Origin of the sequence: Helicobacter pylori (assembly GCF_017594925.1) — a bacterium.
Taxonomy (GTDB): Bacteria; Campylobacterota; Campylobacteria; order Campylobacterales; family Helicobacteraceae; genus Helicobacter; species Helicobacter pylori_DP.
This window is the reverse complement of record NZ_JAALNT010000009.1, coordinates 1-18,397: the sequence shown is the minus strand read 5'-3', so window position 1 is coordinate 18,397 and position 18,397 is coordinate 1. Positions and strand designations below refer to the sequence as shown.

Annotated in this window: 12 protein-coding genes and 2 pseudogenes; 8 read left to right on the top strand and 6 right to left on the bottom strand. The window is 39.4% G+C overall.

The features are described from left to right. Positions 1 to 271: 271 nt before the first annotated feature. The 5 genes from G6069_RS04515 to glyS are packed head-to-tail and all read right to left on the bottom strand — an operon-like array spanning position 272 to position 8,097. Positions 272 to 553, bottom strand: coding sequence for a DUF3240 family protein (locus G6069_RS04515; RefSeq protein ID WP_000880326.1), 282 nt, complete (start codon positions 551 to 553; stop codon positions 272 to 274). 15 nt (positions 554 to 568) lie between these two features. Further along, positions 569 to 3,628 (bottom strand): efflux RND transporter permease subunit, encoded by a 3,060-nt coding sequence (locus G6069_RS04510; RefSeq protein WP_197293515.1) that lies wholly within the window; start codon positions 3,626 to 3,628, stop codon positions 569 to 571. Next, positions 3,628 to 4,707, bottom strand: coding sequence for an efflux RND transporter periplasmic adaptor subunit (locus tag G6069_RS04505; protein WP_197293514.1), 1,080 nt, complete (start codon positions 4,705 to 4,707; stop codon positions 3,628 to 3,630). The genes G6069_RS04510 and G6069_RS04505 overlap by 1 nt, the downstream gene beginning before the upstream one ends. Further along, positions 4,704 to 6,002 (bottom strand): TolC family protein, encoded by a 1,299-nt coding sequence (locus G6069_RS04500; protein WP_197293513.1) that lies wholly within the window; start codon positions 6,000 to 6,002, stop codon positions 4,704 to 4,706. The genes G6069_RS04505 and G6069_RS04500 overlap by 4 nt, the downstream gene beginning before the upstream one ends. Next, positions 5,992 to 8,097 (bottom strand): glycine--tRNA ligase subunit beta, encoded by a 2,106-nt coding sequence (gene glyS, locus G6069_RS04495; RefSeq protein WP_197293512.1) that lies wholly within the window; start codon positions 8,095 to 8,097, stop codon positions 5,992 to 5,994. Before glyS ends, G6069_RS04500 begins: the two co-directional genes overlap by 11 nt. A gap of 111 nt (positions 8,098 to 8,208) precedes the next feature. Between glyS and G6069_RS04490 the strand changes: the two genes are divergently transcribed. Genes G6069_RS04490 through gatC form a run of 3 tightly spaced genes read left to right on the top strand, consistent with a single transcriptional unit; the run spans position 8,209 to position 11,075 of the window. After that, complete coding sequence (locus G6069_RS04490; protein WP_197293511.1) at positions 8,209 to 9,291, top strand: hypothetical protein; 1,083 nt, start codon at positions 8,209 to 8,211, stop codon at positions 9,289 to 9,291. Positions 9,292 to 9,303: 12 nt separating this feature from the next. Further along, on the top strand, positions 9,304 to 10,779 hold the full coding sequence (gene gpmI, locus G6069_RS04485; protein WP_197293510.1) for a 2,3-bisphosphoglycerate-independent phosphoglycerate mutase: 1,476 nt from the start codon (positions 9,304 to 9,306) through the stop codon (positions 10,777 to 10,779). A 14-nt stretch (positions 10,780 to 10,793) separates the two neighbouring features. Next, positions 10,794 to 11,075, top strand: coding sequence for an Asp-tRNA(Asn)/Glu-tRNA(Gln) amidotransferase subunit GatC (gatC, locus tag G6069_RS04480; protein WP_121029221.1), 282 nt, complete (start codon positions 10,794 to 10,796; stop codon positions 11,073 to 11,075). Positions 11,076 to 11,171: 96 nt separating this feature from the next. Here gatC and G6069_RS04475 read toward each other — a convergent pair whose 3' ends face one another. Beyond that, positions 11,172 to 12,491 carry an adenosylmethionine--8-amino-7-oxononanoate transaminase gene (locus tag G6069_RS04475; protein ID WP_197293509.1) on the bottom strand — a complete coding sequence of 440 codons (1,320 nt, stop codon included), beginning with the start codon at positions 12,489 to 12,491 and terminating at the stop codon, positions 11,172 to 11,174. A 128-nt stretch (positions 12,492 to 12,619) separates the two neighbouring features. Between G6069_RS04475 and G6069_RS04470 the strand changes: the two genes are divergently transcribed. The 5 genes and pseudogenes from G6069_RS04470 to G6069_RS04450 all read left to right on the top strand — a co-directional run. Continuing rightward, the gene (locus G6069_RS04470) at positions 12,620 to 14,083 is read left to right on the top strand and encodes a peptidylprolyl isomerase (protein ID WP_197293508.1); all 1,464 of its coding nucleotides are present in this window, start codon (positions 12,620 to 12,622) and stop codon (positions 14,081 to 14,083) included. Between the two features lie 14 nt (positions 14,084 to 14,097). Beyond that, positions 14,098 to 15,579 (top strand): cell division protein FtsA, encoded by a 1,482-nt coding sequence (gene ftsA, locus G6069_RS04465; RefSeq protein ID WP_197293507.1) that lies wholly within the window; start codon positions 14,098 to 14,100, stop codon positions 15,577 to 15,579. Positions 15,580 to 15,707: 128 nt separating this feature from the next. Then, positions 15,708 to 16,865 (top strand): cell division protein FtsZ, encoded by a 1,158-nt coding sequence (gene ftsZ, locus G6069_RS04460; protein ID WP_000233610.1) that lies wholly within the window; start codon positions 15,708 to 15,710, stop codon positions 16,863 to 16,865. Between the two features lie 1,152 nt (positions 16,866 to 18,017). Further along, positions 18,018 to 18,317, top strand: a pseudogene (locus G6069_RS04455) (site-2 protease family protein); the annotation flags it as partial. Continuing rightward, positions 18,313 to 18,397 (top strand): annotated as a pseudogene (locus G6069_RS04450) (exodeoxyribonuclease VII large subunit); the annotation flags it as partial. The pseudogenes G6069_RS04455 and G6069_RS04450, both read left to right, overlap by 5 nt.

Below are 18,397 nucleotides of genomic sequence, written 5' to 3'. Positions count from 1 at the left end.
AATGGTTGGTATTATACTTGATTTTTCACAATCAAAACTAAAAAACTCAAAAATATTAAAGAGCTTGATTTTAATCAAGCGATAGCTTATAAAAAGCGGTCTTCTTGGGTTAGGGGGATTTAGTTGGGGGTTAAGGGGGGAGAGTTAAGCGCAAAATACCCCCCTATCCCCTTAAGAGAATGAGTTTCAAAAACAAAGTAACTAAAACCCCATTTTTTTAAAAAAGTTAAAAATTTTAGTTATTGGTATTTAATGAAAAACGCCATGCGTTTTACAACCCATGCGTTTGAGAATAAAACAATTTCATCTCTTTAGAAGCGAACTGGTTTTTTAACGCTTGGGCTAGAGGTAAAGCGACTTCCTCGCTTAAAAAAAGCTTGAATTTAGCGTAGTCTTTACGCCCGCTCACCTGCTCTTTTTGGCTTAAGAGCAATGAAGAAGCGGCGTATTTATAGCACTCCACATAAAAAAAATCATCAAAGCCTTTTTCAAACAAATAATCTATTAAAGCGTCTTTCAAGCAAATATCAATATAAATTTCTAAAGCGAGCATGCAAAATCCCTTAACTCAAACGATTTTAATCTTTTTAGCGATGAGCATAAACATGGGTGGCAGTAAGAGTAAGGTTAGAGCGCTTGAGGTAACCAAGCCTCCAAGCACCACGATCGCTAAAGGCTTTTGGACTTCGGATCCCACGCTATGAGAAAATAATAAAGGTATCAAACCCAAACCGGCAATGCAAGCGGTCATTAAAACCGGCCTCAAACGCCTTTTAGCGCCCAATAAAACGCATTCTTCCACGCTTTTTCCTTGCAAGAGAAGCTCTTTAAAATAGCCTATCATCACCACGCCATTTAAAACCGCAATCCCAAAAAGAGCGATAAAGCCCACGCTCGCTGGCACGGAAATATACTCCCCTAGCGCAAACAACGCAATAAGCCCTCCAGTAACCGCAAAAGGGATATTCAAAAGAATGAGCAAGGCTAAAGGAATGCTTTTAAAAGTGAAAAAAAGAATGAAAAAAATCGCTAAGATGCTTAAAGGGATAACGGTAGAAAGCCTTTTATTGGCCCGTTGCTGGTTTTCAAACTGCCCCCCATAAGTGATATAGTAGCTAGAAGGGAGTTTGATGTTTTGAGCGATGACTTTTTTAGCCTCTTCTACGAAAGAATTTAAATCGCGCCCCACCACATTACTGCGAACCACGCTCATGCGCATTGAATTTTCACGCACGATAGAAACAGGGCCATCCACTTCTTCAATCTTAGCGATAGAAGTGATAGGCACTAAAACGCCGTATTTTGAAGTCAAGGCTAAACTTTTGATTTTAGTGATAGAGCTTGCAAAATCGCTCTCTTGGCGGATCATCACCGGAGTTCGTGAAATCCCTGTAGGGATCACATCCACGATCAAACCCTCTAAAGCGGATTTTAAAAACTTGGAAAATTCATCGCTAGTAATCCCCACATCCGCCATCGATTCTTTATTAGGCGTTACATACAAATAATTCACGCCCTCATTGAGCGTGGTTAAAACCTCACTAGAGCCTTTAATCCCTTTTAAAACTTGCGCAATTTGAAAACTCAACCCATTCAATTCGCCAATATCATCTCCAAAAATCTTAACCGCTAAATCCCCCCTAACCCCTGTAAGCATTTCAGAAATCCTCATTTCAATGGGTTGGGTGAAAGAAAAGTTAATCCCCTTAAAGTCTTTTAAGGAATCTGTGATTTTTTCTAATAATTCATCTTTGGTTTTCACGCTCCATTCTTTTTTAGGAATAAAGGAAATAAAAGTATCGGTTTGATTCAATCCCCCCAAATCCAGCCCCAATTCATCGCTCCCTGTGCGCGCGACAATGCTTTTAACTTCCTTGACATGCTTTTTAATCGCGCTCTCAATGTTTAACATGAGATCTTTAGATTGATCTAAAGAAATAGAAGGGGTGGTTTCCACGCTCAAAACCACATCGCCCTCATCTAAAGCGGGCATGAAATTCTTCCCCACAAAAGGGAATAAAGAAAGGCTTGCGATTAAAAAAACAAACGCTCCTAGAATCACTTTTTTAGGGTTACGCACAAAAAATTCCAATAAAGGAGCATAGATTCTGTTTAAAAATCTCGTTAAAAAGGTTTCGCTATGGGGCGTGGCTTTTAAGACAAGAGAGCTCACTGCAGGAATGATAGTGATGGATAAAACTAAAGTGCCTAAAAGCGCATACACAATGCTTTGCGCTAAAGGCCTAAACATCTTACCCTCTAACCCCTGTAAGGTTAAAATCGGCACAAAAAACACAATAATAATCACCACCCCACTCACCACTGAAACAGCGATTTCTTTACAAGAGCGATAGATCGCATGGAGTTTAGTGGTTTTAGTGTTAGCGCTTAATTTTTCAAAAGCGTTTTCCACCACCACCACGGCTGAGTCAATGAGCATGCCTATGGCGATAACCAACCCCCCTAAACTCATCAAGTTTAAAGTCAAATTATTGAGTTTGATAAAAATAAACGCCACAGACAAGCTCAAGGGTAAAATCACCCCCACAGCCACGCTCGCCCTCAAATTCCCTAAAAATAAAAAAAGCGTGATGATGATTAAAACAACGGCTTCAATGAGCGTTTTAGAAACGGTGGCAATGGCTTTTTGCGTGAATTCAGAGCGATCGTAAAAAACATTAATGGAAACGCCATTCGGTAAAAGGGGTTTTAATTCCTCTAGTTTTTGATACACTTGAGTGATGATTTCTTTGGTGTTAGCGTCTTTTAAAGAAAGCACTAAGCCTTCTGTGGTTTCGCCCACGCCATCTTTAGTGACAAACCCCAAACGGGTGCGAGACTGGCTGATGACTTTTGCAAAATCCTTAATGTGCAAATGCCCTAAATTCGTGGAAACGGTGATTTTGCCAATGTCTTCCAAACTCAAAGAAGCGGTTTGGATTTTGACTAAAAAGGTTTCGCCATCTCTATCCACGCGCCCCGCTCCGCTGTTTCTTAAATTCACTCTCACAGCCGATTCTAAATCAGAAATACTCACCCCAAGCCTCGCCATGTCATTAAAATCCGGCACGATCACAAACGCCCTGCTAAAGCCTCCAATGGAATTGACATCCGCCACGCCGCTAATCATTCTTAATTGCGGGCGGATCACAAAGTCTAAAAGCTGTCGTTTTTCTATCTCGGCGATATTGCCATCAATGGTGAACATAAAGATATCTGATAGCGGCGTAACAATGGGCGCCATGCCCCCTTCAACCCCCACGGGTAAATCTTTCATCACACTGCTCAAGCGCTCATTAACAATGTTTCTCGCTAAATAAATATCCACGCTGTCATCAAAATCTATCGTAATATCTGAAATAGAATATTTTGAAATACTTCTTAAAGATTTTTGCCCTTTCAAGCCTAAAAGTTCCAATTCTAAAGGGCGCACGATGTTGTTTTCCATTTCTTCAGGGCTAGAGCCAGGGAGTTTTAAAATGATTTTGACTTGAGTGGGCGAAATATCCGGGAAAGCGTCCACTGGAGTGTGGATAAAACTATAAGTCCCAAAAAATAAAATAAGAATCGCGCCAACAATCACAATCACCCGCTGGCGTAAGGAAAATTCAATAATGGAAGCGAGCATTATTCTTCCCCTAAATTGTTGATCATGCCTTTTAACCCTATCAATGACCCCACTGCCACGCTGTCATTAGGGTGTAAATTTTGAGCGTTCACGATAAAAATCTTGCTGCGCTCTTCTAAAACTTGAACCACCACAGGCCTAAAACCTTTAGGCGTTCTCACAAACACTAAGTAATCTTTCCCATTTCTGATTAAAGCGTTTGAAGGGATTAAAACGGAGTCTTTGGGTTGAGAGCCTTGAATATACATTTCTACCATTTCCCCCACATGGTAATTGCCCTCATCTAATAAAGCGGTGGCTAAAATCGTGTTAGAGCCTTTATCTAACACCACCGAAACGCTTTGGATCTTTCCGATTTTTTCCCCCTCTTCATTATAGACCGGCGAATCTCTTTTAATGGTTTTAGAAACGCCTACAGGCAATTTGATTTGAGCGATCAAATCATCGCTTTTTGAAATGCGCACGTAGCTAGTGAAAGCTAAAATCTTTTCGCCCACATTTTTAGGCGCTAACGCTAAAAGACCGCCATCTCTAGCCACAATCCTAAAACCATACTGCCCTTTAGGGTTTTTGGGATCCACGCCAAAGCTTTTAAAAGTGGATTCTAGTTGATTGACTTTTAAGCCCATTTCTTCACTGGTTAGAAAGCTCGTTTGATACTCCCTTTTAGGAATGACACCAGCCTTATAAAGCTCTAAATCTTTTTTAGTAATATCTTTAGCGATTTTTAATTTATTTTGGTTGTTTTGCAATTCAAAATACAAATTGCTCAAATCAATAGAGCTCACTTCACAGATCGCATCTCCAGCCTTCACCTGCTCGCCCTCTCTTTTATAAACCGCGACCACAGACGCATCAAAACTCAAGCTCTGCACCACAGAACTTTTACTATCAAAATCAATATAAGCGTTAAAAGGAAGCCCTTTACTGAAAATCTCTTTATCTAATTTAATCACCTTTAACCCCATGGGTTGCAAGTTTTTTTCTTCTAAAATAATTTCTGGATACTCTTTGGCTTTTAAAGAAACACCCATTAAAAAAACGCCCATTAACATAAGCCACCATAACGCCCGATTCAATGCAATTCTCCTAATCTGGTCAAGCTCTCCCCTAAAGTCTCTTCTAAAAGCGCGCTAATATCAATGTATTCAATCTTAGCTTCCGCTAGAGTGATGAGAGCGTCCATGTAAGAATTTTGATAAATCAAGTATTCAAAAAGCCCGATTTTTTGGGCTTCATAAGCGATGCGCCCCATTTCCATCAAACGCTTCTTATTGGCAATGGCTTCTTTTTGGGTTTCAATGTATGCTTCTTTGGTTTTGAGCTGGTTTAAGTAGGAGTTGGCGTTGATTCGTATGTTTCGCTTCATCACTTCATTTTGCGCAAGCGTCCCGCTTTGCAAATCCAAGAATTTACGCTTTTGATAGATGTTTTTAGGCGTTACCGGCAAAGGGATACGCACTTCTACAGAAAGATTAGTGGAAGAGTTATAGCTTTCAGAGCCAATCCCGAATTCAAATGCATTAAACACATCTCTATTAGCCAATTTCGCATTCACTTGATAATCTTTAGCCGTCAAATCCAAAATATCCACATACAACGAGCGATCCAATTTGAACTTTAAAGCTTCAGGCTCTAATCGCACGTATTCAAAATCCAAACCGATCACCTTGACGTCATGCAAATGGTCTAAATAAGTGTCAAAATGCGCCCCCTCTTTGACCGGCTCCACAATAGCGAGCATCGTGTCTAGCATTTTTTCTAAATCTATGAGTTTGGTTTCCACATTGGTTTTAGCGAGTTTGGATTCCAAATAAGAGTTATTGAAGTTGATATAATCTTTTTCGCTCATGCTGCCGGCTTTGACTTTTTCTTTAGCGATTTTGAGCTGCGAATAAAAGTTCGCTTCCCGTTGCACATACACCTGATATTTTTCTTTAGTCATCACATAAGTCAAATAAAGGCGTTTAGCGCCAATAAAAGCGAGATTTTTATTTAATTGATAGCTTTTATCGTATTGAATGGTTTTAATAGAAAGGCTTTTGGATAAAAGCGAACTCACCCATGGGAGCTTGGGTCTTACCACTAAAAGGGTTCTGGGCTGTGCTTCTATAATGCCTTGGAAGTTTTTCACCATAGAGGTTTCATTCTCAATGTAAGGGAAATCCCACGCGTTCACGGATCGTTGCTCATTCAAACGGCTTTTGAAATCGGCTTTTTTTCCGATCAACTCCATAGAGTTGGTTTCCACTTCTTTAAAAAACTCTTGTAGGGTAAAGATTTTAGCGCTAAGCATGCCCACACTAAACATGCTTATTAAAAAAGTTACCCCAAAAAAACGCCGGATTTTGCGTTTGATAGCATTAAATCGCAATTTCTTTAATATCCCCAATCTCTAAGAAACTTTGATACACGCCCCACAAGAAATTTTTACGATTTTTTTGGATTTCTATATCTTTATCCATGACTAGCACGCTTTTAAAATACTCTTCTAAAGGTGCATGCAAACCAAAATAAGCCTCTATTTTGCTATCCAAACTCTCAAAAGCGCTCATTTTGATCGCATTGAACGCTTCAAAAAGGGCATGCTCTTCTGGTTCTTTGAAAAGACTCGTAGAAAACCCGCTTGATTCGTTAGGGTTTCTGTCTTTATTGATATTGGCTAGGCGTTTGAAAGCGCTAAAAAGCAACTCTTTTTTTTGAGCGTTCTTGGGATCGTCTAAAAAGCGTTTTAAGGCTTTGACTTTTTGAATGATTTTAGCAATGTCTCGCTCGTTGGTGTTTAACACGCTTCTTATAATAGAGGGGTTGCAATCTATTAAATTATTAAAGCGCTCCAGTAAAAACTTTTCTAAAATTTCTAAATCAAAGCTTTGATAAACGCCCACTTTTTGAAAGAGGTTTTTTAAATCCGCTTTCAAATCAAATTCTAACCCGTAATGCGCGATGATTTTCAATAATCCAAAACTCAAGCGCCTTAAAGCAAAGGGATCTTTAGATCCGCTAGGGATTTTACCCATGCTAAAAAGAGAAAACAGGCTGTCTAATTTCAAGCTCAAAGCCACGATCGCGCTAAAAACGCTAGAGGGCAAGGGGGCGTTTTCGCTTGCGGGCAAATACTGCTCTTTCAAGCTCAAGGCGACTAACTCGTTTTCATTTTGTTTTAAAGCGTAGTAATAGCCCATGATCCCTTGAAGCTCGCTAAATTCATACACCACTTCACTGAGTAAATCCGCCTTAGCGATTTGAACGGCTCTTTTAACCAATTCAAGGGCTTTTTCTAAAGGCATGTTTAAAGATGAAATATATTTTTGCGTCAAGTATTGAGCGATGATCGCTTCGCGCTCCATTTTATCTTTTAAAGTCCCTAAACCTTGCACAAAAACCACGCTCTCTAAAGGGGCGTTATCTAAAGGCTTTTTGAGATCGTTTTCATAAAAGAAAACCGCATCGCTCAAACGGGCTTTTAAAACCTTTTGATTGCCTAAAATGATTTTTTGCTTGTCTTTATTGATAGCGTTACTCACCACGATAAAGCCGTTGTGTAATGTTGGGCTTTCTTCTTGGCTTTTTTGACAAAAGGTTGCAAAATAGCGCTGGTTTTCTTTCATGGAAGTGGTGATGATTTCACTGGGTAATTTTAAAAACGCCTTGTCAAACTCCCCTAAAAGTGCCGTGGGGTATTCCGTGATCGCTACAACCTCATCTAATAAATCCCTATCCATTTCTACGATGATGTGATGCTTTGTTTCTAACTCTTTAATTTCTTGCAAGATTTTAGCTTCGCGCTTTTTAGGGTCTAAAATGACATGGTTTTTTTCTAAAACTTCAAAATACGCTTTAGGGCTATCCACTTGGATGAAATCAAAACCCTCTTGTCGGTGCACTTTGGTGGCTTGCTTGGTTTTAAAACCATACTCTTTAACTTCAATACCGTTAAAATTTTCCCCATTAAACAACACGCAAATATTATGAATGGGTCTGATAAAGCTTTTTTCCACATTGCCCCAACGCATAGACTTCCCGAAATTCAAACCCTCTAAAAACTCTAACACAATGGGCATGATCAGATCTTTTGTGGGCTGTTTGGCGTGGATTTTAGCGTGATAAAGCACTTCTTTATTGTTTTTAAACGCCGTTTGGAAATGCTGGTGATCCTTTAGTCCTAATTTTTGATAAAACCCTAAACCTAGAGCGTTCAAGCCTTGCGTTTTATCTTGATGATTGCATGCGATTTTAACGGGAGGGCCAAAAAATTCCTCTTTGGTTTCTTGGGTTAAAAGAGGAAAGTCTTTAACGAACAAACACAAACGCCTGGGGGTGTAAAAAACCTCTATATTTCCCACTTCTAAAGCGCGTTTTTGAAAAAGAGCGTGGAGTTTTTTAGGCATTTCTTTATATTCATTCAACAACGCTTGTGCGGGCAATTCTTCAACTAAAATCTCTACTAACAATTCATCTGAATGCAAAATCTCAATTCTCCCTAAAAAACAAAATCACTTTTAAGACTAAATCATGTTAGAATTATACTTGAATTTATTTTTAGTTTAGTTTATTTCTTAATACAAAAGGTGAGCGTTTTGAAACATTTAGCCCCACTCATTCATATCCCTTTTAAAGCTTTATGGCTAGGTACAGCCTTAAGCGTGTTCTTAAGTTTGAATTTGAACGCTGAAGAAAGCCCTACTAAAACAGAGCCTAAGCCCGCTAAGGGGGTTAAAAACAAACCCAAATCGCCCGTTACTAAAGTCATGATGACCAATTGCGATAATCTTAAAGATTTTAACGCTAAGCAAAAAGAAGTCTTAAAAGCCGCCTATCAATTCGGCTCTAAAGAAAATTTAGGCTATGAAATGGCAGGCATTGCGTGGAAAGAATCATGCGCAGGGACTTATAAAATCAATTTTTCGGATCCGAGTGCGGGCATTTACCATGCGTATATCCCTAGCGTTTTAAAAAGCTATGGGCATAATAACAGCCCCTTTTTGCGTAATGTGATGGGGGAATTGCTCATTAAAGACGATGCGTTTGCTTCTGAAGTGGCCCTAAAAGAGTTACTCTATTGGAAAACGCGCTACCACGACAATCTAAAAGACATGATCAAGTCTTACAATAAAGGCAGTCGTTGGGAAAAAAACGAGAAAGCTAACGCTGATGCTGAAAAATATTATGAAGAGATACAAGATAAAATCAGGCGTTTGAAAGAATCTAAAATCTTTGACTCGCAGTCTAGCAATGATCAAGAATTGCAAAAAAGCGCTAATAGTAACTTGGATCTAGACCCTATTGGCAACGCCATGCCCCAAACTTTAGCTAAAACAGAGACCAAAGAAACTCAAATAGAGGAAACTCAAACGCAAAAATCTCAAGAAATGAAAGAGGCAACTAGCGAGCAAATAACCAACAAGCCAGAAAAAGAAAAAGATAAACCCATGTATTTGGCTCAAATCAATAGCGCTGATTTCACACCCGCTAAAAAAAGCCCCAAAAAACCGGCTAAAGTGAGTCCAAAACGCTCCCCCAAAAATAATATAAATAATACTAAAAGCAACGCTAAAACCGCTTCCAAAAATTCCAAAAATAAAGAAGTGTGCAAAAATTGCTCTCCAGGGCAAAGGAACGCGATTTTAGCCAACCATATCACTCTCATGCAAGAGCTTTAAAAAGTCCTAAAAATGGCGCAAAAAACTCTTTTGATTATCACTGATGGCATTGGGTATCGTAAAGATAGCGATCATAACGCTTTCTTCCATGCTAAAAAACCCACTTATGACTTGATGTTTAAAACCTTGCCTTATAGCCTGATTGATACGCATGGCTTGAGCGTGGGCTTACCTAAGGGGCAAATGGGAAACTCTGAAGTGGGGCATATGTGCATTGGGGCTGGTAGGGTGCTCTATCAGGATTTAGTCAAAATTTCTTTAAGTCTTCAAAACGATGACCTAAAAAACAACCCCGCTTTTTTAAACACGATCCAAAAAAGCCCTGTGGTGCATCTTATGGGTTTGATGAGCGATGGGGGCGTGCATTCACACATTGAGCATTTTATCGCTCTGGCTTTAGAGTGTGAAAAATCCCATAAAAAAGTCTTTCTGCATTTAATCACCGATGGGCGCGATGTCGCTCCTAAAAGTGCTTTAACTTATTTAGAAACCATGCAAAATATCTGCAATGAAAACATTCAAATCGCTACGATAAGCGGTCGTTTTTATGCGATGGATAGGGATAATCGCTTTGAAAGGATTGAACTTGCGTATCATAGCTTAATGGGGCTTAATCACACGCCTTTAAGCCCTAGCGAGTATATCCAAAGCCAATACGATAAAAATATCACTGATGAATTTATCATGCCCGCTTGTTTTAAAAATTATTGCGGCATGCAAGATGATGAAAGCTTCATTTTTATCAATTTCAGGAATGATAGGGCTAGAGAAATCGTGAGCGCTTTAGGCCAAAAGGAATTTAGCGGCTTTAAACGCCAAGCTTTTAAAAAACTCCATATCGCTACCATGACGCCTTATGATAACACTTTCCCCTACCCTGTTTTATTCCCCAAAGAAAGCGTTCAAAACACGCTCGCTGAAGTGGTGTCTCAACACAACCTGACCCAAAGCCATATCGCTGAAACTGAAAAATACGCGCATGTAACCTTTTTCATCAACGGCGGAGTGGAGACGCCTTTTAAAAATGAAAACCGGGTGCTTATCCAAAGCCCAAAAGTTACCACTTATGATTTAAAGCCTGAAATGAGCGCTAAAGAAGTAACCCTTGCGGTGTTGGAGCAAATGAAACTAGGCACGGATTTGATCATTGTGAATTTTGCTAATGGCGACATGGTGGGGCATACGGGGAATTTTGAAGCGAGTGTTAAAGCGGTAGAAGCCGTGGATGCATGCTTAGGGGAAATCCTTTCACTGGCTAAAGAATTGGATTACGCCATGCTTTTAACAAGCGATCATGGGAATTGCGAACGCATGAAAGATGAAAACCAAAACCCCTTAACCAACCACACCGCTGGGAGCGTGTATTGCTTTGTTTTAGGGGATGGAGTCAAATCCATAAAAAACGGAGCTTTGAACAATATCGCTAGCAGCGTGTTAAAACTCATGGGCCTTAAAGCCCCAGCAACGATGGACGAACCCCTATTTTAAACTAAAGGAAAAGAATGCAAATTGATGACGCATTATTACAACGCTTGGAAAAATTGAGCATGTTAGAGATTAAAGACGAGCATAAAGAGAGCGTTAAAGGCCATTTAGCGGAGATTTTAGGCTTTGTAGAAAACATCTTCGCTTTAGAAACTCATGCACTAAAAACGGATACAGAGCTATGCACCCCTTTAAGAGAAGACGAGCCTAAAAGCCAACCCCACATCGCCAAAGAGATTTTAAGCCACAACAAACACAGCCAGGATCATTATTTCGTTGTGCCTAAAATCATTGAATAGGTTTGATTGAATAGGTTTTATATCGAGTTAAAAACTTGATTTTTGAAACCAAACAAACAGAAAAAGCTATCGCTTGACTAAAATTCAAGCTCTTTACTATTTGTTTTCAGCCTTTTTTAATTCATCAATCACTTCCACTAACCCCGCAATCGCCTTTGTGATTTCTTCATGCGTGATAATATAAGGGGGCATGAGATAGATCGTGTTGTTTAAGGGGCGCAGTAACAAGCCTTTTTTTAGAGCTTTTTTAAAAACCGCCAAACTCAAACGCTCTTTGGTTTGAATAAAGACTTCAAAGGCAAAGACCATGCCCAAATGCCTTAGATTAGACACCACTTGCTGCTCTATCAAGTCTTTTAACGCGTTTTGGAGCGCACTAAAAATAAACTCGCTCAAAGCCTTGTTTTTTTCAATAACATTTTCTTTTTCAAAAATATCCAGCGTGGCGTTCGCGCATGCACATGCCAAAGCGTTTCCTGTGTAGCTGTGCGAATGCAAAAACGCTTTATTTTCTTCATAGGGGGCGTAAAATTGGTTATAGATTTCATTATGCGTTAATAACACGCTTAAGGGCAAATACCCCCCGCTAATCCCCTTAGACAAGCATAAAAAATCGGGCTTAATTCCGCATTGTTCATAAGCAAACATGCTCCCTGTGCGCCCAAACCCGGTGGCGATTTCATCAAAAATAATGTGGATGTTTTTTTGCTTGCACAACCAAACGGCTTGTTTTAAATATTTCGCGCTATAAATATGCATATTCCCCGCGCATTGCAAAAGCGGCTCTGCAATGAAGGCGCAAATTTCTCTACCATGTTCATCTAACAAACGCTTTAAAGCGTTCAAACTATTTTCTATCTCGCTGTCGTTTTTAGGCACGGGCGTGATGAGATTTTTGAGCAATAAGGGGGTGTAAGTGTCTTTATAAAGTTTCACATCGCCCACGCTTAACGCTCCTAAAGTCTCGCCATGATAGGAATTAGAGAGCGATAAAAAAAGCTTTTTAGGGCGCGTTTGATCTTTTAAAAAATGGGCGTGATAGCTCATTTTCAAAGCGATTTCAACACAAGATGAGCCGTTATCCGCATAAAAGCATTTGTCCATACCGGTGAGCTGGTAAAGCCTTTGAGAGAGCGTGATGATGGGCTTATGGCTAAAAGAGGCCAAAAGGACATGCTCTAAATTATCAATTTGATTTTTAAGCTGTTGGCTGATGTAGGCGTTATTATGCCCAAAAAGATTCACCCACCATGAGCTGATTAAATCCATGTAGGCGTTATTGTTAAAATCATAGAGGTAAATCCCTTGAGCCTTTTTAATGGGGATAATGGGGAAATTTTGATGCTCTTGCATTTGCGAGCAAGGGTGCCAAAGGTATTCTAAATCCAAAGCGGCCAGATTTTCTTGAAAATTCATGTTAAAAACTCTCTATAATAAGGATAATTTTAATAACCTTTGGTTAAAATAGGGTTATTTGATTTTACTATAAGGTTGTTTAAACCTGAATTTCACATTTTTGATTTTTTAAAGGGATTAGAGTTCTTATGATTGAATGGATGCAAAATCATAGAAAATATTTAGTGGTTACAATATGGATAAGCACGATCGCTTTTATTGCTGCCGGGATGATAGGCTGGGGGCAATACAGCTTTTCTTTAGATAGCGATAGCGCTGCCAAAGTGGGACAGATTAGGATTTCTCAAGAAGAATTAGCCCAAGAATACCGCCGCCTTAAAGACGCTTATGCTGAGTCTATCCCTGATTTTAAAGAACTCACCGAAGATCAAATCAAAGCCATGCATTTGGAAAAAAGTGCACTAGATTCGCTCATCAATCAAGCTTTATTGAGGAATTTCGCTTTAGATTTAGGGCTTGGCGCTACGAAACAAGAAGTGGCCAAAGAGATCAGAAAAACAAGCGTTTTTCAAAAAGATGGGGTTTTTGATGAGGAATTGTATAAAAATATCTTAAAACAAAGCCATTACCGCCCCAAACACTTTGAAGAAAGCGTTGAAAGGCTTTTAATCCTTCAAAAAATCAGCACTTTATTCCCCAAAACCACTACCCCTTTGGAGCAATCTAGTTTATCGCTTTGGGCAAAATTGCAAGACAAATTAGACATTCTTATCCTAAACCCTGATGATGTTAAAATCTCTTTCAATGAAGAAGAGATGAAAAAATATTATGAAAACCATAGAAAGGATTTTAAAAAGCCCACGAATTTTAAAACGCACTCTTTATATTTTGACGCTAGTTTAGAAAAAACTGATTTGAAAGAGTTGGAGGAATACTACCATAAAAACAAGGTGTCTTATTTGGACAAAGAGGGGAAATTACAGGATTTTAAAAGCGTTCAAGAGCAAGTCAAGCACGATTTAAGCATGCAAAAGGCGAATGAAAAAGCCTTAAGGAACTATATCGCTCTAAAAAAGGGGAATGCACAAAACTACACCACGCAAGATTTTGAAGAAAACAGCTCCCCCTATACTGCTGAAATCACGCAAAAACTCACCGCTCTTAAGCCCCTTGAAGTCCTAAAACCAGAGCCTTTTAAAGATGGTTTTATCGTGGTGCAGCTTGTCTCTCAAGTTAAAGACGAATTGCAAAATTTTGATGAAGCCAAAAGCGCTCTTAAAACCCGTCTGACTCAAGAAAAAACCCTTATGGCGTTGCAAACTTTAGCTAAAGAAAAGCTTAAGGATTTTAAAGGGAAAAGCGTGGGTTATGTAAGCCCTAATTTTGGAGGTACTATCAACGAGCTGAATCAAGAAGAGAGCGCTAAATTTATCAACACCCTTTTTAACCGCCAGGAAAAAAAAGGGTTTATCACTATTGGTAATAAAGTGGTGCTTTATCAAATCACAGAGCAAAATTTCAACCACCCCTTTAGCGCAGAAGAAAGCCAATACATGCAGCGTTTAGTCAATAACACTAAAACGGATTTTTTTGATAAAGCGTTGATAGAAGAATTGAAAAAACGCTATAAGATAGTCAAATACATTCAATAATGCAAGGGGAAATCATGGAACATAAAGAAATCGTTATAGGGGTTGATATAGGCTCTAGAAAGATTTGCGCGATAGTGGCTGAATTTAAAGACGGGATTCTACGCATCATTGGCACCGCTCATCAAGACTCTAAAGAAATCAATTCAAAAGCCATTAAAAGAGGGCGTATCAATAGCCTTGCTCACGCTTCTAACGCCATTAAAGAAGTGATTAATAGCGCTAAAAAAATGGCAGGTTTGAACGCTGATGAAGACAGAAACAATCCCATTTCCTCCTTTAGAGAATCGTATCACCCTAAAACTAAGGCGATCGTTTCTTTTTCTGGGGCTTATACCGAAAGCATTAGAGATGTTACCGGTGTGGCCAGCACTAAAGACAATGTGGTTACTATAGATGAAATCAATCGCGCTATCAATAACGCATGCGCTAAAGCAGGCTTGGATAACGACAAACACATTTTGCATGCTCTCCCTTATCGCTTCACTTTAGACAAACAGGAAGTGAATGACCCCTTAGGGATGAGCGGGACTCGCCTAGAAGTCTTTATCCACATTGTCTATACAGAAAAAAACAACATTGAAAATTTAGAAAAAATCATGATCCAATCTGGGGTAGAGATTGAAAACATCGTGATCAATTCTTATGCGGCCTCTATTGCTACCTTGTCTAATGATGAAAGGGAATTGGGTGTGGCTTGCGTGGATATGGGCGGAGAGACATGCAACCTTACGATTTATAGCGGCAATTCCATACGCTATAACAAATATTTACCCGTAGGCTCTCACCATTTGACTACGGATTTATCGCACATGCTCAATACCCCATTCCCTTACGCTGAAGAAGTTAAGATCAAATACGGGGATCTTTCTTTTGAAAGCGGTGCAGAAACGCCCTCTCAAAGTGTCCAAATCCCTACCACCGGCTCGGATGGCCATGAAAGCCATATAGTGCCGCTTAGTGAAATCCAAACTATCATGAGGGAAAGGGCTTTAGAAACCTTTAAAATCATCCACAGAAGCATTCAAGATAGCGGTTTAGAAGAGCATTTGGGTGGGGGCATTGTTTTAACCGGTGGCATGGCTTTAATGAAAGGGATCAAGGAATTAGCCAGAACCCATTTCACTAATTACCCGGTGCGTTTGGCAACCCCTGTGGAAAAATACAATATCATGGGCATGTTTGAAGATTTGAAAGATCCTCGCTTTTCAGTCGTGGTCGGCTTGATTTTATACAAAGCAGGAGGGCATACTAATTATGAAAGGGATTCTAAAGGGATTATCCGTTATCATGAAAGCGATGATTATATAAAAAAAGCCCACCAATCAAACCCTACCCCCCACATCCATTCATCGCCCACAGAAAGGAATTTGAGCGATTTAAAAACCCCTAGCGCTCCTTTAAGCACCGCTAAAAACGATGACTTCTTGCCTATAAAAACCACCGAACAAAAAGGTTTTTTTAAAAGTTTCCTTGATAAGATTTCTAAAATCTTTTAAGATATAGCGATTTCTTCATGCGATAAAAACGGCTTGATAGTTATCAAAAGCCAGAAAACATGGTATAATCCCTAACTATCTATACAAAGTTTAAGATTTGCAAAAATCGTCTCAAGGGGAAAGTGGCTATGGTTCATCAATCAGAGATGGAAAATTATAATATCGGTCAAGCGAGCATTGAAGAAGTAAGCGATCCAGCTTATAAAGGGGCTAAGATTGTCGTCATCGGTGTTGGAGGTGGGGGGTCTAACATGATTAAACACCTGGTTGAATACGGCGTGCATCAAGATGTTACCCCCATTGCAACGAACACTGATGGCCAACATCTCAAAAACAATCCCGCCCCAGTTAAAATCCTTTTAGGCAAAGAATCTACCGGAGGTTTAGGCGCTGGAGGGGTTCCTGATATTGGTAGGAAAGCCGCTGAAGAAAGCGCTGATGAAATTAGAGAAGCGATTAAGGACGCCAAATTAGTCATTGTCTCTACAGGGCTTGGAGGAGGGACTGGGACTGGAGCCACCCCCACTATCGTTAAAATCGCAAAAGAAGTGGGAGCACTCACAATTGCTATCGTTACTAAGCCTTTCAAATACGAAGGGTCTCAAAAAAGCAAGAAAGCCGAAGAGGGGTTAAAAGAATTGGAGCAATCTAGCGATTCTATTTTGGTTATCCCTAATGATAAAATTCTTTTGACCATGAAAAAAAACGCCAGCACCAAAGAATGCTATAAAGAAGTTGATGATGTCTTGGTTAGGGCTGTGAGCGGTATTTCTACGATCATCACTAAGCCCGGTGATATTAATGTTGATTTTTCCGATTTAAAAAGCGCTCTTGGTTTTAAAGGCTTTGCGTTAATGGGTATTGGTGAAGCCACTGGCGAAGAATCCGCTAAATTAGCGGTGGAAAATGCGATCCAATCGCCTCTTCTTGATGACGCTTCTATTGATGGGGCTAAGAGCATTATTGTCTTTTTTGAACACCACCCTGATTATCCTATGTATGCTTATTCTCAAGCTTGCATATCTATTCAAGAACGAGCCAATCAAGATGTTGATGTTAAGTTTGGCCAACACACGAGCGAGAGTATCCCTATTGATCATGTGCGCGTTACTATCATTGCAACCGGTGCTGAAAGAAACAGCGGTGGAGCGGGTTTGGAATCTATCGCTACGCCCTCTCAGCCTGTGGTGAAACAAACAAGAAAAGTGGGTAATAGCGATTTTTTAAGAATCCCTACTGAAGAAGAACTATCCACACCCACAGCCATAAGGATCCAGCAAGATTGATTGCAAATCTCGCTTTCCCCCCTATTTTTATAGGGTCATAATAAAGCGGTTTGTTGGGTTTGCTCTCATTCGTTTTTTAGAATAAATTAAAAAGCTTTGATTTTAAAACTTTGATTTTTCGTTATGCTGATTTTTAGAGCGTTTAGAGAGATTTTAAAGTGCTTAAAGGGGAATATCCCAAAGCACCCCTTGGTTAATGAAACGCTAGAAACCCATTTGGCAAAAACCAAGGGCTTTCATGCTTGCGTAAATTCATAAACTCCGTTATAGATTTGGTAAGTCAATGCATTTTTAATTTGATTGAACTTCACATCTCATCAAATACAGATTATTTTTCCCATCAAAATAATTGATAGCGGCAGTGATTCTATCAGACAAGTCATCACTTTCTTTGATAATCTTTTTTCAAGAAATCGCACGCATCAGTGAAAAACTCTCGCTCATTAGTTTTATGAGTCTTCTAACATGCTCGCAATAAGACCAACGCTTACGCTCGGCTTTGTCTTGTTTCATTCTTTGCTTGCCACTTTTTTCACTTCTGATTGACTTGCTCCGATTTGACAAAATCAATAGTCAATGCTTCTGATGTTGATTTTAGATTATGTGCTTCCATGTTTTCTAAACTCCAAGATGATACCGCCCAACTATCATGGTTATCTATTAAAACATAGCTCTTGCTCTCTGTTCATGCCAATAGGCGTTATGATCTTATTTGCTCCTTTAGTTTTATCTTGTTTTCTTTGTTTTCTTTGCTTATTATAACAAAAAAAAAGGGGAATGGTTTTACCCACGCCCCACGCTCTTTTTAGGTTGCTTAAAACGATAATAAGCTCTCATGCACCCTATTTTGCTTTATTTGTTTTTATAGTCTTCATAGGTTAATCCTAGCTCCAACGTCTCCTTTTGTAGCTTTTGTTTCTTTCTAGGTCGTCCATTTTGTTTCTTGCTGCGGCGCATTCTAACAATTTCTCTCTTAATGTCTCATAGCTTAAACCATGATAGTCTAGGATCTCAATACGCTTGCCATTTTTTCTTAAAAAGTAAATGGTAGGCGTGTTAGTTTTGCTGTTTTCCACCCCAAGAAGCTATGCTAATGGCCATGAGAAAAAATTTTAGCCACATTTCAGGGAAGCGTCGTGTAAGCTGTGGAGCATGATGTTCATTGTAGCGGTTTTGATGCTGGCGTTTTTAATCTTTGTCCATGAATTAGGGCATTTCATTATCGCTAGGATTTGTGGGGTGAAAGTAGAAGTGTTTAGCATTGGTTTTGGTAAAAAACTCTGTTTTTTTAAGCTTTTTGGCACGCAATTCGCTTTGTCTTTGATCCCGCTTGGGGGCTATGTGAAATTAAAGGGCATGGATAAAGAAGAAAATGAAGAAAATAAAACCCATCAAGCAAATGATAGCTACGCGCAAAAAAGCCCTTTCCAAAAGCTATGGATATTGTTTGGCTAGAACTTTCAGCATGTCAGCTATTGGGCATGAGAGCGATTTTTTATTGAGCGATTTAGTAGCGGATTTAAGGGCTTCTA

Bases quoted from the DNA above. Each gene is read 5' to 3' on its own strand.
- G6069_RS04515 (WP_000880326.1), bottom strand. From the start codon at position 553: ATGCTCGCTTTAGAAATTTATATTGATATTTGCTTGAAAGACGCTTTA.
- G6069_RS04510 (WP_197293515.1), bottom strand. From the start codon at position 3,628: ATGCTCGCTTCCATTATTGAATTTTCCTTACGCCAGCGGGTGATTGTG.
- gpmI (WP_197293510.1), top strand. From the start codon at position 9,304: ATGGCGCAAAAAACTCTTTTGATTATCACTGATGGCATTGGGTATCGT.
- gatC (WP_121029221.1), top strand. From the start codon at position 10,794: ATGCAAATTGATGACGCATTATTACAACGCTTGGAAAAATTGAGCATG.
- G6069_RS04475 (WP_197293509.1), bottom strand. From the start codon at position 12,491: ATGAATTTTCAAGAAAATCTGGCCGCTTTGGATTTAGAATACCTTTGG.
- G6069_RS04470 (WP_197293508.1), top strand. From the start codon at position 12,620: ATGATTGAATGGATGCAAAATCATAGAAAATATTTAGTGGTTACAATA.
- ftsA (WP_197293507.1), top strand. From the start codon at position 14,098: ATGGAACATAAAGAAATCGTTATAGGGGTTGATATAGGCTCTAGAAAG.
- ftsZ (WP_000233610.1), top strand. From the start codon at position 15,708: ATGGTTCATCAATCAGAGATGGAAAATTATAATATCGGTCAAGCGAGC.